The sequence below is a fragment of the Rhizobium tumorigenes genome, assembly GCF_003240565.2.
Lineage (GTDB): Bacteria > Pseudomonadota > Alphaproteobacteria > Rhizobiales > Rhizobiaceae > Rhizobium > Rhizobium tumorigenes.
Map to the genome: position 1 here is coordinate 1,099,367 of NZ_CP117255.1, position 24,806 is coordinate 1,124,172.

Sequence of the window (24,806 nt, forward strand, 5' to 3'; positions counted from 1 at the left end):
CAGCGCCAATTCGACCCACGATAGTTTCAGCGGCTGCTCAGTGATGAAGATGGAATTCCACATCCTCAATGGTGGCATGGGTCGGGCAGGGGATTGCTCAAGCGTAGTGAGCCGGCTACCGCAAAAAAACAACCAATATCGTTAAGTTGACAGCCCACCGACCTCCCAAACCGTCTTGCATGGTGCAAGCCACGTTGCACGGATGCGCGGCATATCAGTGATAGTGCCCGCAACTCGGGGTAAATAGCTTGCAACACAAAATGAAACATGCCGCCCTATCGGTTTGATAGGACGGCATGAAACCAATTAAAAGTCAAAATAATGGTGCCCCCGACAAGGTTCGAACTCGTGACCCCCTGATTACAAATCAGGTGCTCTACCAACTGAGCTACAAGGGCGGCAGAGGGGCAAATAGCAGATTCTCAGCGCCTGTAAAGTCAAAATCAATCCGACCGTTGAGGTTTCCGCTTCTGTCCCCAATACCCGCGCCATATTCAACAGAGATAGCCAACACGGACGCGCAGATTCAAACGGAACCATTTTTGACGAGGGTGACGATGTCACGCTGATCAAGGATCTGAAGGTCAAGGGGACGTCCGCAACCCTGAAGCGCGGCGCGATGATCAAGCCGCTGGTGGTGCGGCACCGAGTCCGAAAGAAGGCCTCAGGGTCGAATGACTTTGATGACCGGTCGCAGCGATGCGATCGGCATAGCCCGGATCAGCGGGTCTGCCAGCAGTCAGGGCTGGCGTACAAGTTTAAGCGGCTTGCCGCCATCCTCGAGCGATTTGTCGAAGCTGCCGTCCGCCTTCATGTCAAACGAGATCGACGTGCCGTCGTCGCTCATCAGCACCAGGCCAAAACCTTCCAGAGCCCAGAGCGTCAGCTTCATATCTTTAAATTCTGCAGCGCAGTCACCGTTTGGTGACACCTTGGTTGTGCCGTCGCCGTCCTTGTCGCCCGTCAGCTTGAGCGCGCAGATGGGCTGCGTTCCCTCCGGTTTCTGGATAGCCCAGTTGCCGGCGATGCTGTCGACTGTCGGGACATGGTCGATGGTGCCCAGAGCGGGCAGGAGCCACATCGGTTCGCCGTCCTCGGTTTCCCAGGGCGATCCCTCGTCCTGGATAAATTTGACCAGCGTCTTGTGGGCCACATCGACGATCGACAGCGTGCCGTCCTCGGAAAGCGTCCATGCTGTCGCGTTTGAAAGCGACGGAACAGCCGTAGCGCAGGCTTCCGAGCCGGTAAGCGCGTAGCCGCCGGCAGCAGGTGTAGTGGCGAATGTCAGCAGGCAGCCCTTGCTGCCGTTCTGCGGCGCCGCCAGCCAGGTGCCGGCCTGGGCCTTCAACTGGTCGGCATCAGCAGCCTCGACAGTGCCGGCAAGTGTCAGCAGTGAAACGGCACAGACCGCCAGGGCAAGGATAGGACGCACGGCATTCTCCATCGACTGCAGACCGTGGGGTCTGCCGATCAGGGTTTGAGGTAGGACCGCGCCGCATAGAGCGCGATGGCGGCGGCATTGGAGACGTTGAGCGACTTGATGGCACCCGGCATATCGAGGCGTGCGAGCACATTGACTGTCTCGCGCGTCTTTTGCCGCAGGCCCTTTCCTTCGGCTCCCAACACCAGTGCAACCTTGTCGCCCGAAAATGTGCCCTCGAGCGGTGCCGGGCCGTCCGAATCAAGGCCGATTGTCGTGAAGCCGAGCTTGTGCAGTTCGCCGAGCGTGTCGGAAAGGTTTGTCACCTGGATATAGGGAATGAGCTCGAGCGCACCGGATGCGGATTTGGCAAGCACGCCCGATTCGGTCGGGCTGTGACGCATGGTGGTGATGACGGCTCCGGCGGCGAACGCAACGGCGGAGCGCATGACGGCGCCGACATTGTGCGGATCGGTCACCTGATCCAGCACCAGCAGCAGCGGACTGTCGGTCAGCGCCGAGAGTTTGCGCACCGGCAGCGGCCGGGTCTCCAGCATGACGCCCTGGTGGATCGCATCCGGGCCGAGGATCTTGTCGAGGTCCTGCGGCGTGATCATCTCGACGGGGTAGGGCAACTGGTCGACTGGGCCGATCTCAAGGCGCACCAGAGCGTTCTGGGTGACCGAAAGCTTCAGCAATTTGCGTTCGGGATTTTCGAGTGCGGCGCGCACGGTGTGCAGCCCGTAGAGCTGGACGAGATCGGGTGCGATCGGCGCTGGCTTCCAGTCGTCGCCGGCGGAGCGCTTGCGCTTCTGCGGCTGGGGCGTTGGAATTTCGCCCCGTTCCCGCTTGGCGTCGCGATGGGCGCGGCGTAGCGTGGCGTAGTGGGTATCCTTTTGCGAATGATCGCCGGACGTGGTTTCTGGGCCGGTAGGGCCGGGGGCTTTATCTTTGCTCATGCGGCTTTATACCCAGCGCTGCCATAAGCGCATAGTCCTTCTTTCATGTCTTGCTTTGATCGCGGGCCTTTCCGTTGGAGAGGAAATAATTTCGTCATTTTTGCACATTCCTCGTGTTGACAGACCGGAGCCGGGCGGTCATATACGCGGCGCAGTCACGGCGGCAACGTCGGGTCTGACAGACTTGGTCGCCAAGATCCGGATGGAATCTGGAGGGATGCCCGAGTGGTTAAAGGGGACGGACTGTAAATCCGTTGGCTCAGCCTACGTTGGTTCAAATCCAACTCCCTCCACCATTCCGTCATTGGATCTTGCACCCGCGGGTATAGCTCAGTGGTAGAGCAGCAGCCTTCCAAGCTGAATATGCGGGTTCGATTCCCGCTACCCGCTCCAGGGCCTTGGAAATCGAAATGACAATTCCCATCTAAGAACTTGAACCGACAGGCCCTTATTGCCTTGTCCGGGACATCCCCTGCATTCCGTCAGGCGGACTGCTGTCTACTTGGCAGCGCGCGGCAATCGCCGGTCGCGGGCGAAAATCCGGCTGCGCAATTAAGTCTTGCGCTCCCGCATCGAAAGCCTTAAACGGCGGCACTAAACCGGTTCGCCGGGGTCACCAATCCTACGTTCATCAGGAAGCATTCAAATGGCAAAGAGTAAGTTTGAGCGCAACAAGCCGCACGTTAACATCGGCACGATTGGCCACGTTGACCACGGCAAGACGTCTCTGACGGCAGCGATCACCAAGTATTTCGGCGAATACAAGCGTTACGACCAGATCGACGCTGCACCGGAAGAAAAGGCACGCGGCATCACGATCTCGACGGCACACGTCGAATACGAAACGCCTGCCCGTCACTATGCACACGTCGACTGCCCCGGCCACGCCGACTACGTCAAGAACATGATCACCGGTGCTGCCCAGATGGACGGCGCGATCCTGGTCTGCTCGGCCGCCGACGGCCCGATGCCCCAGACCCGCGAGCACATCCTGCTTGCCCGTCAGGTCGGCGTTCCCGCCATCGTCGTGTTCCTGAACAAGGTCGACCAGGTCGACGACGAAGAGCTGCTCGAACTCGTTGAGCTCGAAGTGCGCGAACTTCTGTCGTCCTACGACTTCCCGGGCGACGATATCCCGATCATCAAGGGCTCGGCTCTGGCCGCTCTCGAAGATTCGGACAAGAAGATCGGCGAAGACGCGATCCGCGCTCTGATGGCTGCTGTCGACGAATACATCCCGACGCCTGAGCGTCCGATCAACCTGCCGTTCCTGCTGCCGATCGAAGACGTGTTCTCGATCTCCGGCCGTGGTACGGTCGTGACCGGTCGCGTCGAGCGCGGCATCGTCAAGGTCGGCGAAGAAGTCGAAATCGTCGGCATCCGCGCAACGGCCAAGACGACGGTTACCGGCGTTGAAATGTTCCGCAAGCTGCTCGATCAGGGCCAGGCTGGCGACAACATCGGCGCGCTGATCCGCGGCGTCACCCGTGACGGCGTCGAGCGTGGCCAGATTCTGTGCAAGCCAGGTTCGGTCAAGCCACACAAGAAGTTCATGGCTGAAGCCTACATCCTGACGAAGGAAGAAGGCGGCCGTCATACACCGTTCTTCACCAACTATCGTCCGCAGTTCTACTTCCGCACGACGGACGTGACGGGCATCGTCTCCCTGCCGGAAGGCACGGAAATGGTCATGCCTGGCGACAACGTCACTGTTGCTGTCGAACTGATCGTGCCGATCGCCATGGAAGAAAAGCTGCGCTTCGCTATCCGCGAAGGCGGCCGTACCGTCGGCGCCGGCATCGTAGCCTCGATCGTCGAGTAATAACGACCGATCTCCAGAATTGAACAAGGCCTCGCTGGCGACAGCGGGGCCTTTTCACGTCTGGAAACTGCTATATTCTCTCGAGGAAGCCAGAGACGATTACTGGCAGTCGATCCGCGTGACGATGCCTCCATCCAGGGCGAATATCGCATCCTGAGGCACGTCCAGGCCCAGTGCATCCGCCTGCTCCAGGCCGGCGCAGATGCCCCGGATGACGCGTCCGGCGACGCCGTGCGAAACGATGATCTTGCTCGCAGCCGAGTGGCGTTTGACCTCCTCAAGCACTCCCAGCAGGCGCTCCGCCAAGCCCGCGAAGCGCTCTCCGTCGGGCGAATGGAAGAACCATTCGAAACGGCTGAGCCCGTCGAGCGCACCTGGCCATTCCATCTCGATTTCATAAGTTGTCAGTCCGTCCCAGCAGCCCATTCCAATTTCCATCAGGCGCGGATCGAATACGATCTTGTCACTAAGGCCGGTGGCGCCTGCGATGATGGCGGCCGTGTCTGCGGCGCGCCCGAGAGGGCTTGAGAATACGGCCGTGCTGTCAGGATCGATCAGACCCCGAAGCGTCGCTCCGACACGCTCGGCTTGCTGTCTGCCGAGCGCGGTGAGGCCTGAATCGACTTGGCCCTGCCAGCGGCCTGCAGCATTGAATTCGGTCTGGCCGTGTCTGACAAGATAAATCATAGTGGGTTATTGGCGAGGCAGTCGGGCCCTTGTCAAGGGCAGCGCTGAAGCGAGCGGCGTGGCTCGACATCGCAAATGCGAATCGCATGCCCCAACGACTTGTCTTGGTACGAATTGGGCGGCTCGACCGCCGCAGTACCTCCGCTCTGCATGCGGCTGCCATCGCTTGCATCTCGTTACGCCGTCGCAAAATATCCGGCAAGTTTCTCGCCTCTAAAGGAGCCGTCGCCGGCATCGCTCCGTGACATCCCGGGGCAAGGCGTCCTGGCAGCGGAAAAATCCAAAATCGGACTTGCCAATTTCTGCCGCGCGCCGTAAAGGGAGCGCCATGCTTCCGAAGGGCATCCGGCGATATGCCGGCAGTGCCCGGAAAAAGCCTCTAGGGGTATAGCTCAGTTGGTAGAGCGGCGGTCTCCAAAACCGCAGGTCGTAGGTTCGAGCCCTGCTGCCCCTGCCATTTTCCAAAACCATGTCGACCAAGCAAATGTCTGGCAAATGCCAAGGCCAGCCTCGGCATATTAATCCTTACAACTCGATCTCGGCTTATCGCCAGCATTTTGCGGCGCAAATATTCCGCCGGCATCTTGACCGCTATTCGATCGACGCACATCTGCTCATCAGTATCCGCATCAGGCATTGGCCGGTCTACGCCCGCCAATATGTCTTTCTACGGAAGCGTAGAGCGTCAAATGCCGGGTAATTGATCTTGGAGCCAAGACTGCGGTTGTGGCTCATCCCTGTCACCAACGCATGATCGTCAGGAAAAGTGGAATTGAAAACGGACCATGCCTTGCCAACTGCCGGTTCCCGTATTCGGGTCATAGATCTCGAAACCGGCGGCAACGGCCCCAATGATGTCTGCGAGATCGGCTGGCAGGATGTGACGCTCGGGGCGGACGGCCTGTGGCATGTTGGAGAAGAGCGCGGCGGCCTGATGGTCAATCCGGGCCGCCCAATCTCAGCCGAGACGATGGCGATCCACCATATCGTAGACGAGGACGTTGCGGACGCGCCATTGTGGAGGGACATTGCAGGTCGCGTGCTCAGACCGGAGGGCGGAGTGCTGGCCTTGGCGGCCCACCGTGCGTCCTTCGAGCAGCGATACTGCACACCGCGCCATAGCGGCGGCGCTGCGTGGATATGCACCTGGAAATGCGCTCTCCGGGTCTGGCCACACCTTGCGAGCTTCTCGAACCAAATGCTGCGCTATCAGAGGATGCCGGAAGGCCTCATCCGTGAGCTCGGGCTGCCAGCCCACCGGGCTACTCCCGATGCCTATGTTACTGCCCACCATCTGCGCGACCTGCTGAATGCAGCCCCGCTGGAGCAGCTTCTCGCATGGAGCACCGAGCCGGGACTGCTGCCCCGCGTACGATCAGGACCCGACCGCGGCAAGGGCTGGGACCGTCTGAGCCTCGAAGCGCTGCAGGACTTTGCCAAAGAACGCGATGTCGACATCCGCTTCAGCGCCGAAACCGAATTGCGTCGCAGGGAAGGGACAGCTCCTTTGCCGGTTGCTCCAACAACGGGGCAGGGAAGCCTGTTTTGAGGTATGGAAACGTCACCATAAGGGGAGCGGAACTGCCGGGATGGGCCGAGCAAGCTTTCTGCGGGCGCATGCATCTTTTTCGCGCGAATTGCGTTGTTAGGCTTTAGATTGAACCGAAAGGCAACGACCATGGATCCGATTACCAAAACCGCCGGCGCCGAAGACAAGTTGCAGTCTCATCTGGCCGAGATGGAAGCACGGGCGTTGGATGGCGGCCCAGCGCTGCTCGACGCTCCGCGCATCGACCGCCAAGCTCGCCTGCAGGCGCTCAAGGACGAGGTTGCCGATCTGCAGGAGACGGTTGCCGGTATAAAGGCGAGGGTGGCCCGTACCCGGCAGCAAGCGGTATCCGTGGTGAAGTCGGGAGCAGAATGGGCGGATGCCAGTGCGCATGCGCAGCTTGGCTCCTACCCTTGGGCAAAATTGGCAGGCGCTTCGGCCGCCACATTCGTAGGCACTCGGATTTTGCGCATGCTTCCCCTTGGCGGCATTCTCTCCATTGCAGCACCGCTGATCATCTCCCAGATCAAGGCGAGGAACGCCAGGCGCTAAAATCGATTGGGACGGTTGCCCGCACTGAGATCGCGTTGGATCGTGGTGCGGGCGGGGCCAAGGCGTGGGGCTTTCGCTCGAGGCGATTGCGTACAAAGGCATAAAACGTTAATTATTACTCTTTGACGTTGACATCGCCGGTGGTTGGGCCTATCTAGAGTTCATCGATCTTTTGCTTGCTGAACTTTGGTTGCCGCGCGATTAGCACCGCGCCTGACGAACTTCCCTTTCAAAATACATCGTTATCACCGCCTGCAGTGCTTCTGGCATTGCGGTATTCTAAAAATGCTTTGAAAAGGGTTCATCATCATGACCACAGGCACAGTAAAATGGTTCAATTCCACTAAGGGCTTCGGCTTCATCCAGCCTGACAACGGCGGCGACGATGCTTTCGTCCATATCTCCGCTGTAGAGCGTGCTGGTATGCGCGAAATCGTTGAAGGCCAGAAGGTAAGCTACGACCTCGAGCGCGACAACAAGTCGGGCAAGATGTCTGCTTGCAACCTCCAGGCTGCATAATTTAAAGCTTTCTTCTTCGCCTTGACCACGGATGTACTGGCACTGCGACGAAAGAAATCTCTTTAAGGCCGGGTTTTCCCGGCCTTTTTCACGTTTTCTAATATTGCGATAGGACCCCGTCATGGCAAATGAAACATCGAAATCCCGCGAAGAAGCCGAAATCGCGTTCGCAGGGACGCAGACCCATTTCTATGCGCGCGGCCAAGCCGCTGAAGAACTCGACGCAATGGTCGCCGACCGTGAATCCAAGACCGCGCGTCTGCGCGAAGCCCGCCTCGCAAAGGATCGCCGCGACATGATCGCCGCGACTGCAGCCAGGCTTCAGAAGCGCTCAGCGAAAGCCTGAGCTCCCCAATATAGCAATCTGCCATCAACGTTATCGAGAGGCTGCGAAACCTTCGCGGCTTTTTGCGCTAGCGGGGATGCTTTGTGAGCGCGGCAAATGCGCGATGACGGGAAATTGCTGCAACCCGTTTTGTTTGATTACTCATCGCGGTTAAGGCAGGCACTCATCGTCCTGGGCGTGTCATCAAAATCTGCTCTGTCCAACGAGACCCATGTCACCAACAGCAAACGCCGATATCTTAACTGAAGATACCGGCGCTGATTTTGTCGCTGGGTTGTATGTGGCCACGTGTCAACGGCTTACCGAGTCGCACCCCAAATGAACGCCAGCGCCGCGACGATCGAGACTGCCGTCAATGGATTGTCGGTGACCGTCGTCTTAACATCGGCAAGGATGCGGTTGACGCTGGAGCCGATTGCCACAGTGGTTGCGTCGTCCTTCCAGTCACGAACTTTTTCCGCCTGCTCAGAATCCGTTCGTCCCTGAGGTATTGAGCTGATGGTGTGCGAGACCGGATCGGATGCGGGGAAAGTGTCTTCAAGTCCCTGTTCTAGAGAGTCTTTACCGAGCACGCGCTGGACATTCTGCTCCTTGAGCAGGGACGCAACTGCTGGCGAAATCGGGTTGTTCGGCATGATGTTCCTCCTGGATTGTAAAAATTGCTGCAATTACTGCAGAAGCTGAGCAAAGCTCTTTTCGTCTGGTATCTTGCCGTCTGGCGTAAGGTCGTTGACAGCCTTTGGAAGATCCTGTGACAGGCGGCTCAAGAGCTCCTGTTCGCTCAATCCCGTCTTTTCCGTCAGTTCCTTGATGACATCCGGTCCCAGCGCCTGGGAGAGCTGTTCATTCTCGATCGGCGAATTGTCACCGGGCGATACCCATGAATTCGCGGCATCGCCGTGGCCATTCTGCTGGAACTGCTCAAGCAATCCGCCGAGCCCACCGCTGAGAATTCCGCCCGCAGAACCGCTGCCGAGCAAGCTTCCAAGTCCGCCGAGACCACCCTGCGTCAGATTGCCAAGCAAACCGCCGAGACCGCCCGCCTGTTCTTCGCTCTGTTGAGTACCGGGCTGCTGGGGCGATGGTGCCTGTGCGCTTTTGGTAAGATTGCGGAGCACCTCTGCGATCTGCTCACGATGCTGGTATCCTGCGACAGCGAGGACACCGAGGAGGGCTTTCATGGGTCCAAGATTCATCATTCGTCTCCCAATGTTGATCGTAGTGCACAATGCCAACGGCGTAGGATTGTTCCGCAGACGAGCGCATCGCTGCCGCAATCTACAATGCGGCAAGGCAATGCAGCCGTATCCCTGAGTTCAGCGGGAAAAATATTTTTTCACTATGCTGGTCTGCAAACTCAAGCCGTAGCTTTACCCACGCTCCTACAGCCTGTCTTCCCGTACCCAGACGCTGACGTTTCCGCCGTGAGTCGGGAACTGGCCGTTTCCATCTTTCCCGACTTCTATCCTGTCGGCTCGGTGGCCGAGGAAGTCGACGAACACGCCACCGGCGTGATCGGTGCCGAGTTCCACAGTTTTATCACCGGCCTCGCCATTCGAAAGGACCACCACGCAACCGGGCGCATCGGCGGTGCCGTGGCGCACAAAGCCGATGCAGTTGGGATCATCGAAAAGATCGGTCTGGCCGCCGTTGGCAAAGCGCTTCCTCGCTTCCACCAGTCGCGGCAGGCACTCGATTGCCGGCATGTCGACGGATCGCTCGTTTCCATCCTTGTCATCCGTGTAGCTCGCGCCGTAGAGGTCCGGATAGAAGATGCATGGCGTTCCCTGCTCACGCAGAAGGATGAGCGCGTAGGCAAGCGGCTTGAACCACGGCTCGACGGCCGCCTCGAGTGATTGCAGCGGCTGCGTATCGTGGTTGTCGACAAGGGTGACGGCGTGCTGGGGAAGGGACGACACCAGCGATCCATCGAAGATCGTTCGCATGTCGAAATCGCCACCCTGCTTCGACGCTTCGTGGAAGCGGTGGTGCAGTGCCACGTCGAAAACCTGCAACTGGTGGTCAACGAGGTCGAGGTAGTTTTTCAGGACTTCCATGTCGGGATGCCAGTATTCGGCGACGACGAACAGGTCGCGGCCAGCTGTCTCCCTCATGTGCCGCACCCAGTCCCGGAAGAACCATGCCGGAATATGCTTGGCCGCATCCAGGCGAAACCCGTCGAGCGGCAGTTGCTCCGAGACCCACCGACCCCAGTACTTCAGCTCCTCGTAGACCGCGTTGTTCCGAAATTCGACATTGGCGCCCATCAGGTAGTCGAAGTTGCCGTTTTCCTGGTCGACCTCTTCGTTCCATTCTCCGTCGCCGTACTCGTTGACGAGCCTGAAGATGCCTTTCTCGTCGGGCTCCTCAACGACATCGACGCCACTGAAGCACTTCATATCCCAGATGAACTTGGAGTGCGCTCCATTGCGGCCGGGGAAGGTGAAGTGCGTGTAGGCCAGCGCCTGGAATGCCTCGTCTTCTATCTGCGTCCTGTCTTCCGCATCGACGCGGCGCACCGTGACGCTCTCCTTCTCGTCGGCGCCCATCTTATGGTTCAGCACGACGTCGAGAATAACGCCGACGCCCTGGGCTTTCAACTTGGCAGCTGCATTTTCAAGCGCTGCCCGATCGCCGTACTTGGTTGCGACAGTGCCCTTCTGCTCGAATTCCCCGAGATCGAACAGATCGTAGGTATCATAGCCGACGGAATAGCCCCCGGCAGCGCCCTTGTAGGCTGGTGGCAACCAGACATCGGTCACACCGATATTGGCAAGACTTTCGGCCTTTTCAGCCACCTCGTTCCAAAGCCTGCCCCCGTCCGGATAGTACCAGTGGAAGAACTGCATCAAGGTGCGACCGGCCATGTTTTCTACTTCCTAATGAATTGACGCGCCGATAACGGCCGGTCTCCAGATCTGTTCCGTTTTCTTCCCGATGCAAGAGGATGTGTCCGCCCGGGAAGAACCTCAGCGAGGCACGGTCTCGACGTTCTTGCGGTCACCAGTCAGTGACAACGCAAGGGCGGTGCAGATTGCGCCCGACAACAGGTAGGCGCCGATCGCCCATATGCCGACATGGGTCGCAAGCGCGAGCACGATGAGGGGAGCAAAGGCAGCGCCCAAAAGCCAGGCTATATCGGAGGTGAATGCCGAGGCGGTGTAGCGAAACTGCGGCGCAAATCGGGTTGCAACGGCACCGGACGATTGTCCGAAGGAAATGCCAAGCACGAAGAAACCGATCAGCAGGAAGACATTCTGGCCGGCTTGCCCGAGTGTCAGCAGGAAGGGTGCTGCAAACGCAAACAAGGCGATCAGCAGCGCTCCCAGCAGCAGTTCGCGCGATCGCCCAATCCTGTCGGCCAGCAAGCCGGAGAGGATGATGCCGACGACGGCAAATACCGATGCGCCGACCTGCCAGAGCAGCATGTCGGCAGCGCCGCGCCTGTCGGTGGCAACGCTCCAACTCAACGGAAATATGGTGACGAGGTAGATGGTCGCAAACGCCGCGAGCGGGACGAAAGATCCGATCAGGATCTCGCGCCCTTGCGTACGAATTGTCTCGAGCACGAAGCGCGGCTGCAGTTCCCGTTCCAGCAATGCCTGCTCGAAGGCCGGCGTTGCGACGATCCGAAGTCGCGCGAACAGGGCGACGACATTGATAGCGAAGGCGACAAACAGCGGATAGCGCCACCCCCATGACAGAAAGTCTTCATCAGACAGATTTCCGACGAAGTAGGCGAAGAGTACAGCGGCGAGAGCAAATCCAATCGGTGCGCCGAGTTGCGGGATCATTGCATACCATCCACGCTGGTCTGCCGGTGCGTTTAATGCTGAAAGCGACGCCAAGCCGTCCCAGGCTCCGCCAAGTGCGATCCCCTGGATAATGCGGAACGCAGCCAGCATGATGATGACCCACACGCCGAGCTCGTCGTAGCTTGGCAGGAAGGCAACCGCTGCCGTCGATCCGCCAAGGAGGAAAAGCGCAATGGTGAGCTTGGTGCCGCGGCCATAGTTCCGGTCCACCCACATGAAGATGAGCGATCCGAGCGGGCGGGCGATGAAGGCGAGCGAAAAAATGGCGAACGAGCAAAGGATCCTGTTTGTCTCCCCATCGATGAAGGGGAACATCAGACGGGGGAAGACCAGAACCGAGGCTATGCCGTAGACAAAGAAGTCGAAGAACTCGGACGTTCGCCCGATGATGACGCCGATGGATACATTTGCCGGAGCGCTCGTCTCGCCGCGGTGGAGGTCGCGGGCGTCCTCCTCCAGTGTCGATGACTTGGGGTTGGCATGATCTTGGCTCATCGTCGTCCCTCGCTCTTGAAGTCCTATACCAAGCCGCAACGCAGGCGGCCAAAATTGGTTGCGCACGATATTGAACAATATCTCCGCTTTTGATGCCAGCACATCATTCGGTTCGCCGGAGTGGGGGGGCATCGGCGAGCGGGAGGGCTTGCGTGGGTGATCCGCAACCCAGGCACAATCTCGACGTGAAAGCACTTGAATGCTCACAAGGTGACGTGCTAGGACATTGTAGCCGATAGGCAGAGAATTCTCGCGGGACACCTTTTGGTGTCGTCAAGGAAATCCTGTTGTTTAGGCCTTATAGATGCCGATCTGACCAGCGCGAAGGTTTCGCTGCTTCTCGGGTCGGTTTGCTGCATCTGCGGCAAAATTCGTGAGCGACTGATTCATCTCTTGTTAAAAAGGGAATCGGTCGTTATGTAAGGGTTCAACAGACACGCGGTGCGTGGGGCTGACTCGTTCAGCTTTACGCGCCGTAATTGCGTGGGCAGTCAATGGCATCCAAATCGAATCCGCTCGTGTTTCTCCGGCAGGTCCGCTCCGAGACAGCGAAAGTTACGTGGCCATCGCGCCGTGAAACGGTGATTTCCACCGTCATGGTGCTGGTCATGGTGGTATTCGCGGCAATGTTTTTCTTTGCTGCCGACCAGCTTATTGGCTGGATTCTTGGTTACGTGCTGCAGGCCGGCAATTAATATCGAGTGGAGATGAAGATGGCGGCACGTTGGTACATCGTCCACGCTTATTCTAATTTTGAAAAGAAGGTTGCCGAGGATATCGAGAACAAGGCGCGCCAGAAGGGTCTGTCGCACCTGTTCGAAAAGATCCTCGTGCCGACCGAAAAGGTTGTCGAGATTCGTCGCGGCCGCAAGGTCGATGCAGAGCGCAAGTTCTTTCCGGGCTACGTCATGGTTCGGGCTAATCTGACCGACGAAGCCTATCACCTGATCAAGAATACGCCGAAGGTCACTGGCTTCCTAGGTTCCGACAACAAGCCGGTTCCGATCCCCGACAGCGAGGCTGATCGCATTCTCGGTCAGGTCCAGGAAGGTGTCGAGCGTCCGAAGGCCTCCATCTCGTTTGAGATCGGCGAGCAGGTTCGCGTTTCCGACGGTCCGTTCGCTTCGTTCAACGGCACGGTCCAGGATGTCGACGAAGAGCGTTCGCGCCTCAAGGTGGAAGTCTCCATCTTCGGCCGCGCAACGCCGGTCGAGCTCGAATACGCACAGGTCGAGAAGGTCTGAGTTTTTGAATTCACCATCCGTCATTTACGTGACGGATGGTGCGCGGCATTTGCCGCAAGCGCGTGGAAGGGCAGGGTTCTAGCCGAACCTGACGTCCGTACCACGCAACCGCAGCCGCCGGAGCGATCCGGCATCAACGGCCGGGCAACCGGCCAACAGTGAAAGGCAGAGAGATATGGCTAAGAAAGTTGCAGGCCAGCTCAAGCTTCAGGTCAAGGCAGGATCGGCTAACCCGTCCCCGCCAATCGGCCCGGCGCTTGGTCAGCGTGGCGTAAACATCATGGAATTCTGCAAGGCGTTCAATGCCGCCACGCAGGAAATGGAAAAGGGCATGCCGATCCCGGTCGTCATCACCTATTACCAGGACAAGTCCTTCACCTTCATCATGAAGCAGCCGCCGGTCAGCTACTTCCTGAAGAAGGAAGCAAAGATCACTTCGGGATCGAAGCTGCCAGGCAAGACCAAGGCAGGCGAAATCTCCCGTGACCAGGTTCGCAGCATCGCTACGGCGAAGATGAAGGACCTGAACGCCGCGGATATCGAAGGTGCAATGGCCATGATCGAGGGCTCTGCCCGCGCCATGGGCCTGGAAGTGGTAGGTTAATCCGATGGTTGCGAAGCGCATCAAGAAAATCCGCGTCGGCGTTGATCCGACCCAGCTCTACGCTCTCCATCTCGCCATCGGCATGGTCAAGGAACGGGCTATCGCCAAGTTCGACGAAACCGTTGAAGTCTCCATGAACCTCGGCGTCGACCCACGTCACGCCGACCAGATGGTCCGTGGCGTTGTCAACCTGCCAAACGGCACCGGCCGTGACGTTCGCGTCGCTGTTTTCGCTCGCGGCGCAAAGGCTGATGAAGCCCGCGCAGCTGGCGCCGACATCGTTGGCGCCGAAGACCTGGTCGAAATCGTCCAGGGTGGCAAGATCGATTTCGACCGTTGCATTGCAACGCCTGACATGATGCCGCTGGTCGGTCGTCTCGGCAAGGTCCTCGGCCCACGCGGCATGATGCCTAACCCGAAGGTCGGCACCGTGACCATGGACGTCGCTGGCGCCGTCAAGGCATCCAAGGGTGGCGCAGTCGAGTTCCGCGTCGAGAAGGCTGGCATCGTCCACGCCGGCATCGGCAAGGCCTCGTTCGAGCCGAAGGCGCTGGAAGAAAACATCCGCGCATTCGCCGACGCCGTCATCAAGGCAAAGCCGGCTGGCGCCAAGGGCATTTATGTCAAGCGCGTTGCAATCTCTTCGACCATGGGCCCAGGCGTCCGTATCGAAGTTGCCTCGGTCACCGCACCGGTCTGATAATTCGGCCGGGCGCAAGTCCGGCCATCAAGAATTCCCGACCTCTCCGGAGGTTGGGATTTCCGGAGAAATCCGGAATTCCTGTCCGAGATTGCAGGTGGTTATCCCTTAATCACTGATGCCTGCATGAGACGGGTAAGACCCGAATTTAGATGAAGTTTTTGACTTCGATGAACTCGGTTCGAGCCTTGGATGCCTTGTGTTCTGCGATCCCCCGGGGTCCAGGCGCGAGGGGACAGGATCCTCAAGCGTCGCTTGGGATCTCTTCGATCCCTTGAGGCAAAAGGCAACCCGGCAGGGCCGTTCTACACGGACCTGTCAACTGGAGAAAAGCAGTGGAAAAAGCGGAAAAGCGCGAATTTGTCACGGAATTGAACGGGGTCTTCCAGGCCGCCGGCTCAGTTGTCGTGGCCCACTATGCCGGTGCCACAGTTGCACAGATGAACGATTTTCGTTCAAAAATGCGCGCTGCTGGCGGTACCGTCAAAGTCGCGAAGAACCGCCTGGCCAAGATTGCTCTTCAGGGCACCGAGTCGGAAGGGATCGCTGATCTCTTCAAGGGTCAGACGCTGATTGCTTACAGCGCAGACCCGATCACGGCTCCAAAGGTACTCGTGGATTTCGCCAAGACCAATGACAAGATCATTGTCCTCGGTGGCTCCATGGGATCGACAACACTCAACGCGGACGCTGTCCGGTCGCTTGCGACCCTGCCTTCGCTTGATGAACTGCGTTCGAAGCTGCTGGCGATGATCCAGACTCCAGCTACCCGTATCGCAGGCGTCGTTGCAGCACCGGCAGCTCAGCTTGCCCGCGTGTTTGCCGCCTATGCCAAGAAGGACGAAGAAGCCGCTTAAGGCGGTTTTTTGCTGTTAAAACAACCCAGATCGAACCGAATATAAAAGGAATTATACCATGGCTGATCTCGCAAAGATCGTAGACGACCTTTCTGCTCTGACCGTTCTTGAAGCCGCTGAACTGTCGAAGCTCCTCGAAGAAAAGTGGGGCGTTTCCGCTGCTGCTCCGGTTGCTGCTGCAGCCGCTGCTGGCGGTGGCGCTGCTGCTGTCGTTGAAGAAGAAAAGACTGAGTTCGACGTCATCCTCACGGACATCGGCGCGAACAAGATCAACGTCATCAAGGAAGTCCGCGCGATCACAGGCCTCGGCCTGAAGGAAGCTAAGGACCTCGTTGAAGCCGCTCCTAAGGCTGTCAAGGAAGGCGTCAACAAGGTTGAAGCCGCTGACATCAAGAAGAAGCTCGAAGACGCCGGCGCTAAGGTCGACGTTAAGTAATCTTCAAACTGCGTCTGGGGGGTGGCTTCGTGCCACCTCCCATTTGCCGTTTTTTCCGAACACCTTACCTAAGGGCCGCATCTTCGGCTTTTCGGTAATGAGTTCTTCAAGAGGATAGTCTCCAGGCGAATACGACACGGCATCCGCGCCTGCGCATTCGAATGTGAGACGAGATTGAACCACTCATTGATAGACGGGATCGCCTGGCCAGCGGTTCCCGTCAGTTGCAGGCCCGGATGCAAGATTTTGAAGGAGCGACGATGGCTCAGACCCTTTCGTTCAACGGTCGCAGGCGCGTACGCAGATTTTTTGGTAAGATTCCTGAAGTCGCAGAGATGCCGAACCTTATTGAGGTTCAGAAGGCATCCTATGACCAGTTTCTATTGGTAGACGAACCCAAGGGCGGTCGTCCTGACGAGGGCCTCCAGTCGGTTTTCAGGTCGGTCTTCCCGATCACCGATTTTTCGGGCACTTCGATGCTCGAATTCGTCTCGTACGAGTTCGAACCGCCGAAGTTCGACGTCGACGAATGCCGTCAGCGCGACCTCACCTATGCCGCGCCGCTGAAGGTGACGCTGCGCCTGATCGTGTTCGATATCGACGAAGATACCGGCGCGAAGTCCATCAAGGACATCAAGGAGCAGTCGGTCTACATGGGCGACATGCCTCTGATGACCAACAACGGCACCTTCGTCGTCAACGGCACCGAGCGCGTCATCGTCTCTCAGATGCACCGTTCGCCAGGCGTGTTCTTCGACCATGACAAGGGCAAGAGCCATTCGTCGGGCAAGCTGCTTTTTGCTGCCCGCGTCATCCCTTATCGCGGTTCCTGGCTCGACATCGAGTTCGACGCCAAGGACATCGTCTATGCCCGTATCGACCGTCGCCGCAAGATCCCGGTAACGTCGCTGCTGATGGCGCTCGGAATGGATGGCGAGGAGATCCTCGAGACCTTCTACACCAAGTCCACCTATGAGCGTTCCGGCGACGGCTGGCGCATTCCGTTCATCGCCGAGACGCTGAAGGGCGCCAAGACGATCACGGACATGATCGACGCCGACACCGGCGAAGTCGTTGTCGAAGGCGGCAAGAAGCTGACCCCGCGCCTGCTCAAGCAGTTGACCGAGAAGGGCCTCAAGGCCCTCAAGGCGACTGATGAAGAGCTGTACGGCAACTTCCTTGCCGAAGACATCGTCAACTTCGAGACCGGCGAGATCTATCTCGAAGCCGGCGACGAACTCGATGAAAAGACGCTGCCGATCATCCTGAAGGCCGGTTTCAACGAGATCCCGGTTCTCGGCATCGACCACATCAACATCGGCGCCTACATCCGCAACACGCTCTCGGTCGACAAGAACGAGAACCGTCAGGATGCGCTGTTCGATATCTACCGCGTCATGCGCCCCGGCGAGCCGCCGACAATGGATTCGGCCGAAGCCATGTTCAACTCGCTGTTCTTCGACAGCGAGCGTTACGACCTGTCGGCTGTCGGCCGCGTCAAGATGAACATGCGCCTTGACCTCGAAGTCGAGGACACGGTACGCACGCTGCGCAAGGAAGACATCCTGGCCGTGGTCAAGATGCTGGTCGAACTGCGCGACGGCAAGGGCGAAATCGACGACATCGACAACCTCGGCAACCGTCGTGTGCGTTCTGTCGGCGAATTGATGGAAAACCAGTACCGCCTCGGCCTGCTTCGCATGGAGCGCGCCATCAAGGAACGCATGTCGTCGATCGAGATCGACACCGTCATGCCGCAGGACCTGATCAACGCCAAGCCAGCCGCTGCCGCCGTCCGCGAATTCTTCGGCTCCTCGCAGCTGTCGCAGTTCATGGACCAGGTCAATCCGCTCTCGGAAATCACCCACAAGCGCCGTCTTTCGGCTCTCGGCCCAGGTGGTCTGACCCGCGAACGCGCCGGCTTCGAAGTCCGCGACGTGCATCCGACCCACTACGGTCGTATTTGCCCGATCGAGACTCCGGAAGGTCCGAACATCGGCCTGATCAACTCGCTGGCCACGTTTGCCCGCGTCAACAAGTATGGCTTCATCGAGAGCCCTTACCGTAAGATCATCGACGGCAAGGTCACGTTCGAAGTGCTCTACCTCTCCGCAATGGAAGAGGCCAAGTACTACGTTGCCCAGGCCAACGCCGAAATGAACGCCGACGGCTCGTTTGCCGAAGAGTTTGTGGTTTGCCGTCATGCCGGCGAAGTCATGCTTGCTCCGCGCGACAATATCAACCTGATGGACGTCTCGCCGAAGCAGCTGGTTTCGGTCGCTGCCGCGCTGATCCCGTTCCTGGAAAACGACGACGCCAACCGCGCTCTGATGGGCTCGAACATGCAGCGTCAGGCCGTGCCTTTGCTGCGTGCCGAAGCTCCGTTCGTCGGCACCGGTATGGAGCCGATCGTTGCCCGTGACTCAGGCGCTGCCATCGGCGCCCGTCGTGGCGGCGTGGTCGACCAGGTCGACGCGACGCGTATCGTTATCCGCGCTACCGAAGGTCTCGATGCCTCCAAGTCCGGCGTCGATATCTACCGCCTGATGAAGTTCCAGCGTTCCAACCAGAACACCTGCGTCAACCAGCGTCCGCTGGTCACCGTCGGTGACGTCGTCAACCGCGGCGATATCCTGGCGGACGGTCCTTCGACGGATCTCGGCGATCTCGCGCTCGGCCGGAACGTGCTCGTCGCGTTCATGCCATGGAACGGCTACAACTACGAAGACTCGATCCTGCTCTCCGAGCGTATCGTTGCTGACGACGTGTTCACCTCCATTCACATCGAAGAATTCGAAGTGATGGCGCGCGACACAAAGCTTGGTCCGGAAGAAATCACCCGCGACATTCCGAACGTCTCGGAAGAAGCGCTGAAGAACCTCGACGAAGCCGGCATCGTCTACATCGGCGCCGAAGTGACGCCGGGCGACATCCTGGTCGGCAAAATTACACCGAAGGGCGAAAGCCCGATGACGCCGGAAGAAAAGCTTCTGCGCGCCATCTTCGGTGAGAAGGCCTCCGACGTTCGCGACACTTCCATGCGGATGCCTCCGGGCACCTACGGTACCGTCGTCGAAGTTCGCGTTTTCAATCGCCACGGCGTTGAAAAGGACGAACGTGCGATGGCGATCGAGCGGGAAGAAATCGAACGTCTTGCCAAGGACCGCGACGACGAACAGGCGATCCTCGACCGTAACGTCTACGGCCGCCTGATCGAAAACCTGCGCGGTCAGGTTTCTGTTGCCGGTCCGAAGGGCTTCAAAAAGGGCGTCGAGCTCTCCAACGCCGTCGTCTCCGAATATCCCCGCTCGCAGTGGTGGATGTTTGCAGTCGAGGACGAACGGATCCAGGGCGAAGTCGAAGCGCTCCGTGGCCAGTACGATGAATCCAAGTCGCGCCTTGAACAGCGCTTCATGGACAAGGTCGAAAAGGTCCAGCGCGGCGACGAAATGCCTCCGGGCGTCATGAAGATGGTCAAGGTCTTCGTCGCTGTGAAGCGCAAGATCCAGCCAGGCGACAAGATGGCTGGCCGTCACGGTAACAAGGGCGTGGTTTCGCGCATCCTGCCGGTCGAGGACATGCCGTTCCTCGAAGACGGCACGCATGTCGACATCGTGCTTAACCCGCTCGGCGTTCCGTCGCGCATGAACGTTGGCCAGATCCTTGAGACCCATCTGGGTTGGGCCTGCGCCGGCATGGGTCGCCAGATCGGCGATCTCTTGGAAGCCTACAAGGCAGGTGGCGATATCGCTCCGCTGCGCAAGACGATCGACGACGTCGTCGGCTCTGGTCCGAAGGGCGACGAAGTCAGGGATTACGACGACGAGTCCGTCGTTCGCCTGGCCGATCAGTGGAAGCGCGGCGTATCGATTGCAACGCCTGTGTTCGACGGTGCCCATGAAGCCGACGTCAACGACATGCTTCGTCTTGCCGGTCTCAAGGAAAGCGGCCAGTCGACGCTCTACGACGGACGTACAGGTGAACAGTTCGACCGTCAGGTGACAGTCGGCTACATCTACATGTTGAAGCTCAACCACTTGGTCGACGACAAGATCCATGCCCGCTCGATCGGTCCTTACTCGCTCGTGACCCAGCAGCCGCTGGGTGGCAAGGCGCAGTTCGGCGGTCAGCGCTTCGGGGAAATGGAAGTCTGGGCACTGGAAGCATACGGTGCAGCCTACACGCTGCAGGAAATGCTGACGGTGAAGTCGGACGACGTCGCCGGCCGTACCAAGGTCTACGAAGCGATCGTCCGTGGCGACGACACCTTCGAGGCTGGTATTCCGGAAAGCTTCAACGTTCTCGTCAAGGAAATGCGTTCGCTGGGTCTGAGCGTCGAGCTGGAGAATTCCAAGCTCGAGGATCTGCAGCCAGTGCAATTGCCGGACGCGGCCGAGTAACAATCGATAAGGTGCGCGCTGCCTGAGGCAGCGCGCATCGTCCCTCCGCCATCACGTTATTGTTTGGCCTGGCAGGGACGATTCCGCCGCAATCTGCGGTTATTGTCGTTTTAAGGCGTCAGTCCGGTTCCCGGGAATTTGCCGGTACTGATCGCATTTGGGGGCGTTTCGCCCAAGAAGGAGACAGGCATGAACCAAGAGGTCATGAATCTTTTCAATCCGCAGGTGCCTGCACAGAACTTCGATTCAATTCGAATTTCCATCGCATCGCCGGAGAAGATCCTCTCCTGGTCGTACGGTGAGATCAAGAAGCCAGAAACCATCAACTATCGTACGTTCAAGCCTGAGCGCGATGGTCTGTTCTGCGCGCGGATCTTCGGACCGATCAAGGACTACGAATGCTTGTGCGGCAAGTACAAGCGCATGAAGTACAAGGGCATCATCTGCGAAAAGTGCGGCGTCGAAGTGACGCTGTCACGCGTTCGTCGCGAGCGCATGGGCCATATCGAACTGGCGGCACCCGTTGCCCACATCTGGTTCCTGAAGTCGCTGCCATCGCGCATCTCGACGTTGCTCGACATGACGTTGAAAGACGTTGAACGCGTCCTGTACTTCGAAAACTACATCGTCACTGAGCCAGGCCTGACTGCTCTGAAGGAGCATCACATGCTCTCGGAAGAAGAGTACATGCTTGCCGTTGACGAATACGGCGAAGACCAGTTCACAGCGATGATCGGCGCCGAAGCCATCTTCGAATTGCTGGCCTCCATGGATCTCGAAAAGATCGCTGGCGATCTGCGCCAGGATCTCGCCGACACCACGTCGGACCTGAAGCAGAAGAAGCTGATGAAGCGTCTCAAGATCGTTGAGAACTTCATGGAATCTGGCAATCGCCCGGAATGGATGATCATGAAGATCGTTCCCGTGATCCCGCCGGACCTGCGTCCGCTGGTGCCACTGGACGGCGGCCGCTTTGCGACCTCCGACCTGAACGATCTCTATCGCCGCGTTATCAACCGCAACAACCGCCTGAAGCGCCTGATCGAGCTTCGTGCGCCCGGCATCATCATCCGCAACGAAAAGCGCATGCTGCAGGAATCCGTAGATGCGCTGTTCGACAACGGCCGCCGCGGTCGCGTCATCACGGGTGCTAACAAGCGTCCTCTGAAGTCGCTCTCCGACATGCTCAAGGGCAAGCAGGGCCGCTTCCGCCAGAACCTGCTCGGCAAGCGCGTAGACTATTCGGGCCGTTCGGTTATCGTGACGGGTCCTGAACTGAAGCTGCACCAGTGCGGCCTGCCGAAGAAGATGGCGCTCGAACTGTTCAAGCCGTTCATCTACGCCCGTCTCGACGCCAAGGGTTACTCCTCGACCGTCAAGCAGGCGAAGAAGCTGGTCGAGAAGGAAAAGCCGGAAGTCTGGGATATCCTCGACGAGGTCATCCGCGAGCACCCGGTTCTCCTGAACCGTGCGCCGACGCTTCACCGTCTCGGCATCCAGGCATTCGAGCCCATGCTGGTCGAAGGCAAGGCCATCCAGTTGCACCCGCTCGTCTGCACGGCCTTCAACGCCGACTTCGACGGCGACCAGATGGCTGTTCACGTGCCGCTCTCGCTGGAAGCCCAGCTTGAAGCACGCGTCCTGATGATGTCGACCAACAACATCCTGCACCCTGCAAACGGCGCACCGATCATCGTGCCGTCGCAGGACATGGTTCTCGGCCTCTACTATCTGTCGATCATGAACCAGAACGAGCCGGGCGAAGGCATGGCCTTCTCGGATCTTGGCGAGCTGCATCACGCCCTTGAAAACAAGGTCGTCACGCTGCACTCCAAGGTGCGTGGCCGCTTCAAGTCGATTGACGAAGAGGGCAAGCCTTATTCGAAGATCTATGAAACGACGCCTGGCCGCATGCTCATCGGCGAACTTCTGCCGAAGGCATTCAAGGTTCCTTACGAAACCTGCAACCAGGAAATGACCAAGAAGAACATCTCCAAGATGATCGACACGGTCTACCGTCACTGCGGCCAGAAGGACACGGTCATTTTCTGCGACCGTATCATGCAGCTCGGCTTCGCTCACGCCTGCCGCGCCGGCATCTCGTTCGGCAAGGACGACATGGTCATTCCGGAAACCAAGGCCAAGATCGTCGGTGACACCGAAAGCCTGGTGAAGGAATACGAACAGCAGTACAATGACGGCCTGATTACCCAAGGCGAAAAGTACAACAAGGTCGTCGACGCATGGGGCAAGGCTACTGAAAAGGTCGCTGAAGACATGATGGCCCGGATCAAGGCCGTCGAGTTCGACGAGGCCACCGGTCGCCAGAAGCCGATGAACGCGATTTACATGATGTCCCACTCCGGTGCCCGCGGTTCTCCGAACCAGATGCGCCAGCTGGGCGGCATGCGCGGCCTGATGGCCAAGCCTTCGGGCGAAATCATCGAGACGCCGATCATCTCGAACTTCAAGGAAGGCCTGACCGTTAACGAGTACTTCAACTCGACCCACGGCGCCCGCAAGGGTCTTGCAGACACCGCCCTGAAGACAGCCAACTCCGGTTACCTGACGCGCCGTCTCGTCGACGTTGCGCAGGATTGCATCGTAACGCACGTCGATTGCGGTACAGAGTCGGGCCTCACCATGACCGCCATCGTCGATGCCGGTCAGGTCGTTGCCTCCATCGGTGTCCGTATCCTCGGCCGCACGGCGCTGGACGATATCGATCACCCGGTTACGGGCGAGCGCATCGTCGATGCTGGCAAGATGATCCTCGAGCCAGATGTCATCGAGATCGAAAAGGCCGGCATCCAGTCGATCCGTATTCGTTCTGCGCTGACCTGCGAAATCCAGACGGGCGTTTGTGGCGTCTGCTACGGCCGAGATCTGGCCCGTGGTACGCCGGTCAACATCGGTGAAGCTGTCGGCGTCATCGCCGCGCAGTCAATCGGTGAACCAGGCACCCAGCTGACCATGCGTACCTTCCACTTGGGCGGCACGGCAACCGTGGTCGACCAGTCGTTCCTCGAAGCGTCCTACGAAGGTACGGCGCAGCTGAAGAACCGTAACATGTTGCGCAACTCTGACGGCGTTCTCGTCGCCATGGGCCGCAACATGACGATCCAGATCCTCGACGAACGCGGTGTCGAGCGCTCCTCGCAGCGCGTCGCCTACGGTTCCAAGATCTATGTGGATGATGGTGACAAGGTTCGTCGTGGACAGCGCCTCGCAGAGTGGGACCCCTACACACGTCCGATCATGACGGAACTGGCCGGTACGGTTCAGTTCGAAGACGTCGTCGACGGTCTGTCTGTTCTGGAAGCCACCGACGAAGCGACAGGCATCACAAAGCGTCAGGTCATCGACTGGCGTTCGACCCCACGCGGTTCGGACCTCAAGCCGGCGATCGTCATCAAGGACGCCAGCGGCAATGTTGCAAAGCTGCCCCGCGGTACCGATGCCCGCTTCTTCCTCTCGGTCGAGGCTATTCTCTCGGTCGAGCCAGGCCAGAAGGTATCCCAGGGTGACGTTCTTGCCCGCTCGCCGCTGGAAAGCGCCAAGACCAAGGACATTACCGGCGGTCTGCCGCGCGTCGCCGAATTGTTCGAAGCCCGTCGTCCGAAGGACCACGCTGTCATCGCCGAAATCGATGGCACGATCCGTCTCGGCCGCGACTACAAGAACAAGCGTCGCGTCATCATCGAGCCTGCGGAAGACGGCGTCGAGCCAGTCGAATACCTGATCCCGAAGGGCAAGCCCTTCCATCTTCAGGACGGCGACTACATCGAAAAGGGTGATTACATCCTCGACGGTAACCCGGCACCGCACGACATCCTGGCGATCAAGGGCGTCGAGGCACTCGCTTCGTACCTGGTCAACGAAATCCAGGAAGTCTATCGTCTGCAGGGCGTTGTCATCAACGACAAGCACATCGAAGTGATTGTTCGTCAGATGCTGCAGAAGGTGGAAATCACCGATGCGGGCGACAGCCACTATATCGTCGGCGATAACGTCGACCGTATCGAGCTGGAAGACAACAACGACCGCTTGATCGAGGAAGGCAAGAAGCCTGCCTACGGCGATCCGGTTCTGCTCGGCATCACCAAGGCGTCGCTGCAGACGCCGTCCTTCATCTCCGCCGCGTCCTTCCAGGAAACGACGAAGGTGCTGACGGAAGCTGCAATCGCCGGCAAGACCGATGGCCTGCAGGGCCTGAAGGAAAACGTCATCGTCGGCCGCCTTATCCCGGCCGGTACCGGTGGTACCATGACGCAGATCCGCCGCATCGCCACGGCGCGCGACGAACTGATCCTCGAAGAGCGCCGCAAGGGCTCCGGATCGGCCGTCGCCACGCCGATGCTGCAGAACCTCAACGAAAAGGCCCCAGCCGCCGAGTAATCG

Annotated in this window: 20 protein-coding genes, 4 tRNA genes and 1 pseudogene; 17 read left to right on the forward strand and 8 right to left on the reverse strand. The window is 58.9% G+C overall.

The genetic code is table 11. The features are described 5' to 3' along the window. Positions 1-322: 322 nt before the first annotated feature. Positions 323-398: transfer RNA gene (locus tag PR017_RS05465), tRNA-Thr, on the reverse strand. A gap of 92 nt (positions 399-490) precedes the next feature. Here PR017_RS05465 and PR017_RS05470 point away from each other — a divergent pair. Further along, positions 491-628: pseudogene (locus PR017_RS05470) on the forward strand (PhnA domain-containing protein); the annotation flags it as partial. Between the two features lie 111 nt (positions 629-739). Here PR017_RS05470 and PR017_RS05475 read toward each other — a convergent pair. Next, positions 740-1,432, reverse strand: coding sequence for an AprI/Inh family metalloprotease inhibitor (locus tag PR017_RS05475; RefSeq protein ID WP_111220815.1), 693 nt, complete (start codon positions 1,430-1,432; stop codon positions 740-742). 38 nt (positions 1,433-1,470) lie between these two features. Beyond that, positions 1,471-2,379 (reverse strand): TrmH family RNA methyltransferase, encoded by a 909-nt coding sequence (locus tag PR017_RS05480; RefSeq protein ID WP_111220655.1) that lies wholly within the window; start codon positions 2,377-2,379, stop codon positions 1,471-1,473. A gap of 211 nt (positions 2,380-2,590) precedes the next feature. Between PR017_RS05480 and PR017_RS05485 the strand changes: the two genes are divergently transcribed. The 3 genes from PR017_RS05485 (at position 2,591) to tuf (ending at position 4,201) form a co-directional block, all read left to right on the forward strand. Next, positions 2,591-2,675 (forward strand) — tRNA-Tyr (locus tag PR017_RS05485). 23 nt (positions 2,676-2,698) lie between these two features. Then, positions 2,699-2,772, forward strand: a tRNA-Gly gene (locus PR017_RS05490). Positions 2,773-3,025: 253 nt separating this feature from the next. Next, a complete protein-coding gene (gene tuf / locus PR017_RS05495; protein WP_111220656.1) occupies positions 3,026-4,201 on the forward strand; it encodes an elongation factor Tu in 1,176 nt (391 codons plus the stop codon). A 99-nt stretch (positions 4,202-4,300) separates the two neighbouring features. On the opposite strand, the gene PR017_RS05500 is transcribed toward tuf, so the two are convergent. Next, positions 4,301-4,888, reverse strand: coding sequence for a histidine phosphatase family protein (locus PR017_RS05500; RefSeq protein ID WP_111220657.1), 588 nt, complete (start codon positions 4,886-4,888; stop codon positions 4,301-4,303). A 381-nt stretch (positions 4,889-5,269) separates the two neighbouring features. Here PR017_RS05500 and PR017_RS05505 point away from each other — a divergent pair. The 5 genes from PR017_RS05505 (at position 5,270) to PR017_RS05525 (ending at position 7,854) form a co-directional block, all read left to right on the forward strand. Then, a tRNA-Trp gene (locus PR017_RS05505) sits at positions 5,270-5,345 on the forward strand. A gap of 309 nt (positions 5,346-5,654) precedes the next feature. Continuing rightward, a complete protein-coding gene (locus PR017_RS05510; protein WP_206423177.1) occupies positions 5,655-6,437 on the forward strand; it encodes a DNA polymerase III subunit epsilon in 783 nt (260 codons plus the stop codon). 129 nt (positions 6,438-6,566) lie between these two features. Beyond that, a complete protein-coding gene (locus PR017_RS05515) occupies positions 6,567-6,989 on the forward strand; it encodes a hypothetical protein (RefSeq protein WP_111220659.1) in 423 nt (140 codons plus the stop codon). A gap of 309 nt (positions 6,990-7,298) precedes the next feature. After that, positions 7,299-7,508 carry a cold-shock protein gene (locus PR017_RS05520; protein WP_111220660.1) on the forward strand — a complete coding sequence of 70 codons (210 nt, stop codon included), beginning with the start codon at positions 7,299-7,301 and terminating at the stop codon, positions 7,506-7,508. A gap of 121 nt (positions 7,509-7,629) precedes the next feature. Next, positions 7,630-7,854 carry a hypothetical protein gene (locus PR017_RS05525; protein WP_111220661.1) on the forward strand — a complete coding sequence of 75 codons (225 nt, stop codon included), beginning with the start codon at positions 7,630-7,632 and terminating at the stop codon, positions 7,852-7,854. Between the two features lie 299 nt (positions 7,855-8,153). Here the strand turns inward: PR017_RS05525 and PR017_RS05530 are convergent, their stop codons facing one another. The 4 genes from PR017_RS05530 to PR017_RS05545 all read right to left on the reverse strand — a co-directional run bounded on the left by PR017_RS05530 (position 8,154) and on the right by PR017_RS05545 (position 12,164). Continuing rightward, entirely contained in the window at positions 8,154-8,489 is a 336-nt protein-coding gene (locus PR017_RS05530; protein ID WP_111220662.1) for a hypothetical protein, read from the reverse strand. A 33-nt stretch (positions 8,490-8,522) separates the two neighbouring features. Further along, entirely contained in the window at positions 8,523-9,050 is a 528-nt protein-coding gene (locus PR017_RS05535) for a YidB family protein (protein WP_111220663.1), read from the reverse strand. Between the two features lie 186 nt (positions 9,051-9,236). Then, positions 9,237-10,721 carry an alpha-amylase gene (amyA, locus tag PR017_RS05540; RefSeq protein WP_111220664.1) on the reverse strand — a complete coding sequence of 495 codons (1,485 nt, stop codon included), beginning with the start codon at positions 10,719-10,721 and terminating at the stop codon, positions 9,237-9,239. 102 nt (positions 10,722-10,823) lie between these two features. Then, positions 10,824-12,164 carry an MFS transporter gene (locus PR017_RS05545; protein ID WP_111220665.1) on the reverse strand — a complete coding sequence of 447 codons (1,341 nt, stop codon included), beginning with the start codon at positions 12,162-12,164 and terminating at the stop codon, positions 10,824-10,826. A gap of 494 nt (positions 12,165-12,658) precedes the next feature. Between PR017_RS05545 and secE the strand changes: the two genes are divergently transcribed. From secE to rpoC, 8 genes are all read left to right on the forward strand, one after another. Further along, complete coding sequence (gene secE / locus PR017_RS05550; protein ID WP_111220666.1) at positions 12,659-12,859, forward strand: preprotein translocase subunit SecE; 201 nt, start codon at positions 12,659-12,661, stop codon at positions 12,857-12,859. 18 nt (positions 12,860-12,877) lie between these two features. After that, on the forward strand, positions 12,878-13,408 hold the full coding sequence (gene nusG / locus PR017_RS05555) for a transcription termination/antitermination protein NusG (RefSeq protein ID WP_111220667.1): 531 nt from the start codon (positions 12,878-12,880) through the stop codon (positions 13,406-13,408). Positions 13,409-13,583: 175 nt separating this feature from the next. Beyond that, complete coding sequence (rplK, locus tag PR017_RS05560) at positions 13,584-14,012, forward strand: 50S ribosomal protein L11 (RefSeq protein WP_111220668.1); 429 nt, start codon at positions 13,584-13,586, stop codon at positions 14,010-14,012. Positions 14,013-14,016: 4 nt separating this feature from the next. Beyond that, entirely contained in the window at positions 14,017-14,712 is a 696-nt protein-coding gene (gene rplA, locus PR017_RS05565) for a 50S ribosomal protein L1 (protein WP_111220669.1), read from the forward strand. A 335-nt stretch (positions 14,713-15,047) separates the two neighbouring features. Continuing rightward, the gene (rplJ, locus tag PR017_RS05570) at positions 15,048-15,569 is read left to right on the forward strand and encodes a 50S ribosomal protein L10 (protein ID WP_111220670.1); all 522 of its coding nucleotides are present in this window, start codon (positions 15,048-15,050) and stop codon (positions 15,567-15,569) included. 58 nt (positions 15,570-15,627) lie between these two features. Beyond that, positions 15,628-16,005, forward strand: a complete 378-nt coding sequence (gene rplL / locus PR017_RS05575) for a 50S ribosomal protein L7/L12 (protein ID WP_111220671.1) — start codon at positions 15,628-15,630, stop codon at positions 16,003-16,005. 260 nt (positions 16,006-16,265) lie between these two features. Then, positions 16,266-20,405, forward strand: a complete 4,140-nt coding sequence (gene rpoB / locus PR017_RS05580) for a DNA-directed RNA polymerase subunit beta (protein WP_111220672.1) — start codon at positions 16,266-16,268, stop codon at positions 20,403-20,405. A gap of 189 nt (positions 20,406-20,594) precedes the next feature. Beyond that, complete coding sequence (gene rpoC, locus PR017_RS05585; RefSeq protein ID WP_111220673.1) at positions 20,595-24,803, forward strand: DNA-directed RNA polymerase subunit beta'; 4,209 nt, start codon at positions 20,595-20,597, stop codon at positions 24,801-24,803. Positions 24,804-24,806 lie beyond the last annotated feature (3 nt).

What these genes read in the sequence shown, in the direction of transcription:
- PR017_RS05515 (WP_111220659.1), top strand. Translation starts at nt 6,567, where the DNA reads ATGGATCCGATTACCAAAACCGCCGGCGCCGAAGACAAGTTGCAGTCT.
- rpoC (WP_111220673.1), top strand. Translation starts at nt 20,595, where the DNA reads ATGAACCAAGAGGTCATGAATCTTTTCAATCCGCAGGTGCCTGCACAG.
- amyA (WP_111220664.1), bottom strand. Translation starts at nt 10,721, where the DNA reads ATGGCCGGTCGCACCTTGATGCAGTTCTTCCACTGGTACTATCCGGAC.
- rplL (WP_111220671.1), top strand. Translation starts at nt 15,628, where the DNA reads ATGGCTGATCTCGCAAAGATCGTAGACGACCTTTCTGCTCTGACCGTT.
- PR017_RS05545 (WP_111220665.1), bottom strand. Translation starts at nt 12,164, where the DNA reads ATGAGCCAAGATCATGCCAACCCCAAGTCATCGACACTGGAGGAGGAC.
- PR017_RS05480 (WP_111220655.1), bottom strand. Translation starts at nt 2,379, where the DNA reads ATGAGCAAAGATAAAGCCCCCGGCCCTACCGGCCCAGAAACCACGTCC.
- rpoB (WP_111220672.1), top strand. Translation starts at nt 16,266, where the DNA reads ATGGCTCAGACCCTTTCGTTCAACGGTCGCAGGCGCGTACGCAGATTT.
- PR017_RS05520 (WP_111220660.1), top strand. Translation starts at nt 7,299, where the DNA reads ATGACCACAGGCACAGTAAAATGGTTCAATTCCACTAAGGGCTTCGGC.
- PR017_RS05535 (WP_111220663.1), bottom strand. Translation starts at nt 9,050, where the DNA reads ATGAATCTTGGACCCATGAAAGCCCTCCTCGGTGTCCTCGCTGTCGCA.
- PR017_RS05530 (WP_111220662.1), bottom strand. Translation starts at nt 8,489, where the DNA reads ATGCCGAACAACCCGATTTCGCCAGCAGTTGCGTCCCTGCTCAAGGAG.
- rplA (WP_111220669.1), top strand. Translation starts at nt 14,017, where the DNA reads ATGGTTGCGAAGCGCATCAAGAAAATCCGCGTCGGCGTTGATCCGACC.
- nusG (WP_111220667.1), top strand. Translation starts at nt 12,878, where the DNA reads ATGGCGGCACGTTGGTACATCGTCCACGCTTATTCTAATTTTGAAAAG.
- PR017_RS05500 (WP_111220657.1), bottom strand. Translation starts at nt 4,888, where the DNA reads ATGATTTATCTTGTCAGACACGGCCAGACCGAATTCAATGCTGCAGGC.
- rplK (WP_111220668.1), top strand. Translation starts at nt 13,584, where the DNA reads ATGGCTAAGAAAGTTGCAGGCCAGCTCAAGCTTCAGGTCAAGGCAGGA.
- tuf (WP_111220656.1), top strand. Translation starts at nt 3,026, where the DNA reads ATGGCAAAGAGTAAGTTTGAGCGCAACAAGCCGCACGTTAACATCGGC.
- secE (WP_111220666.1), top strand. Translation starts at nt 12,659, where the DNA reads ATGGCATCCAAATCGAATCCGCTCGTGTTTCTCCGGCAGGTCCGCTCC.
- PR017_RS05525 (WP_111220661.1), top strand. Translation starts at nt 7,630, where the DNA reads ATGGCAAATGAAACATCGAAATCCCGCGAAGAAGCCGAAATCGCGTTC.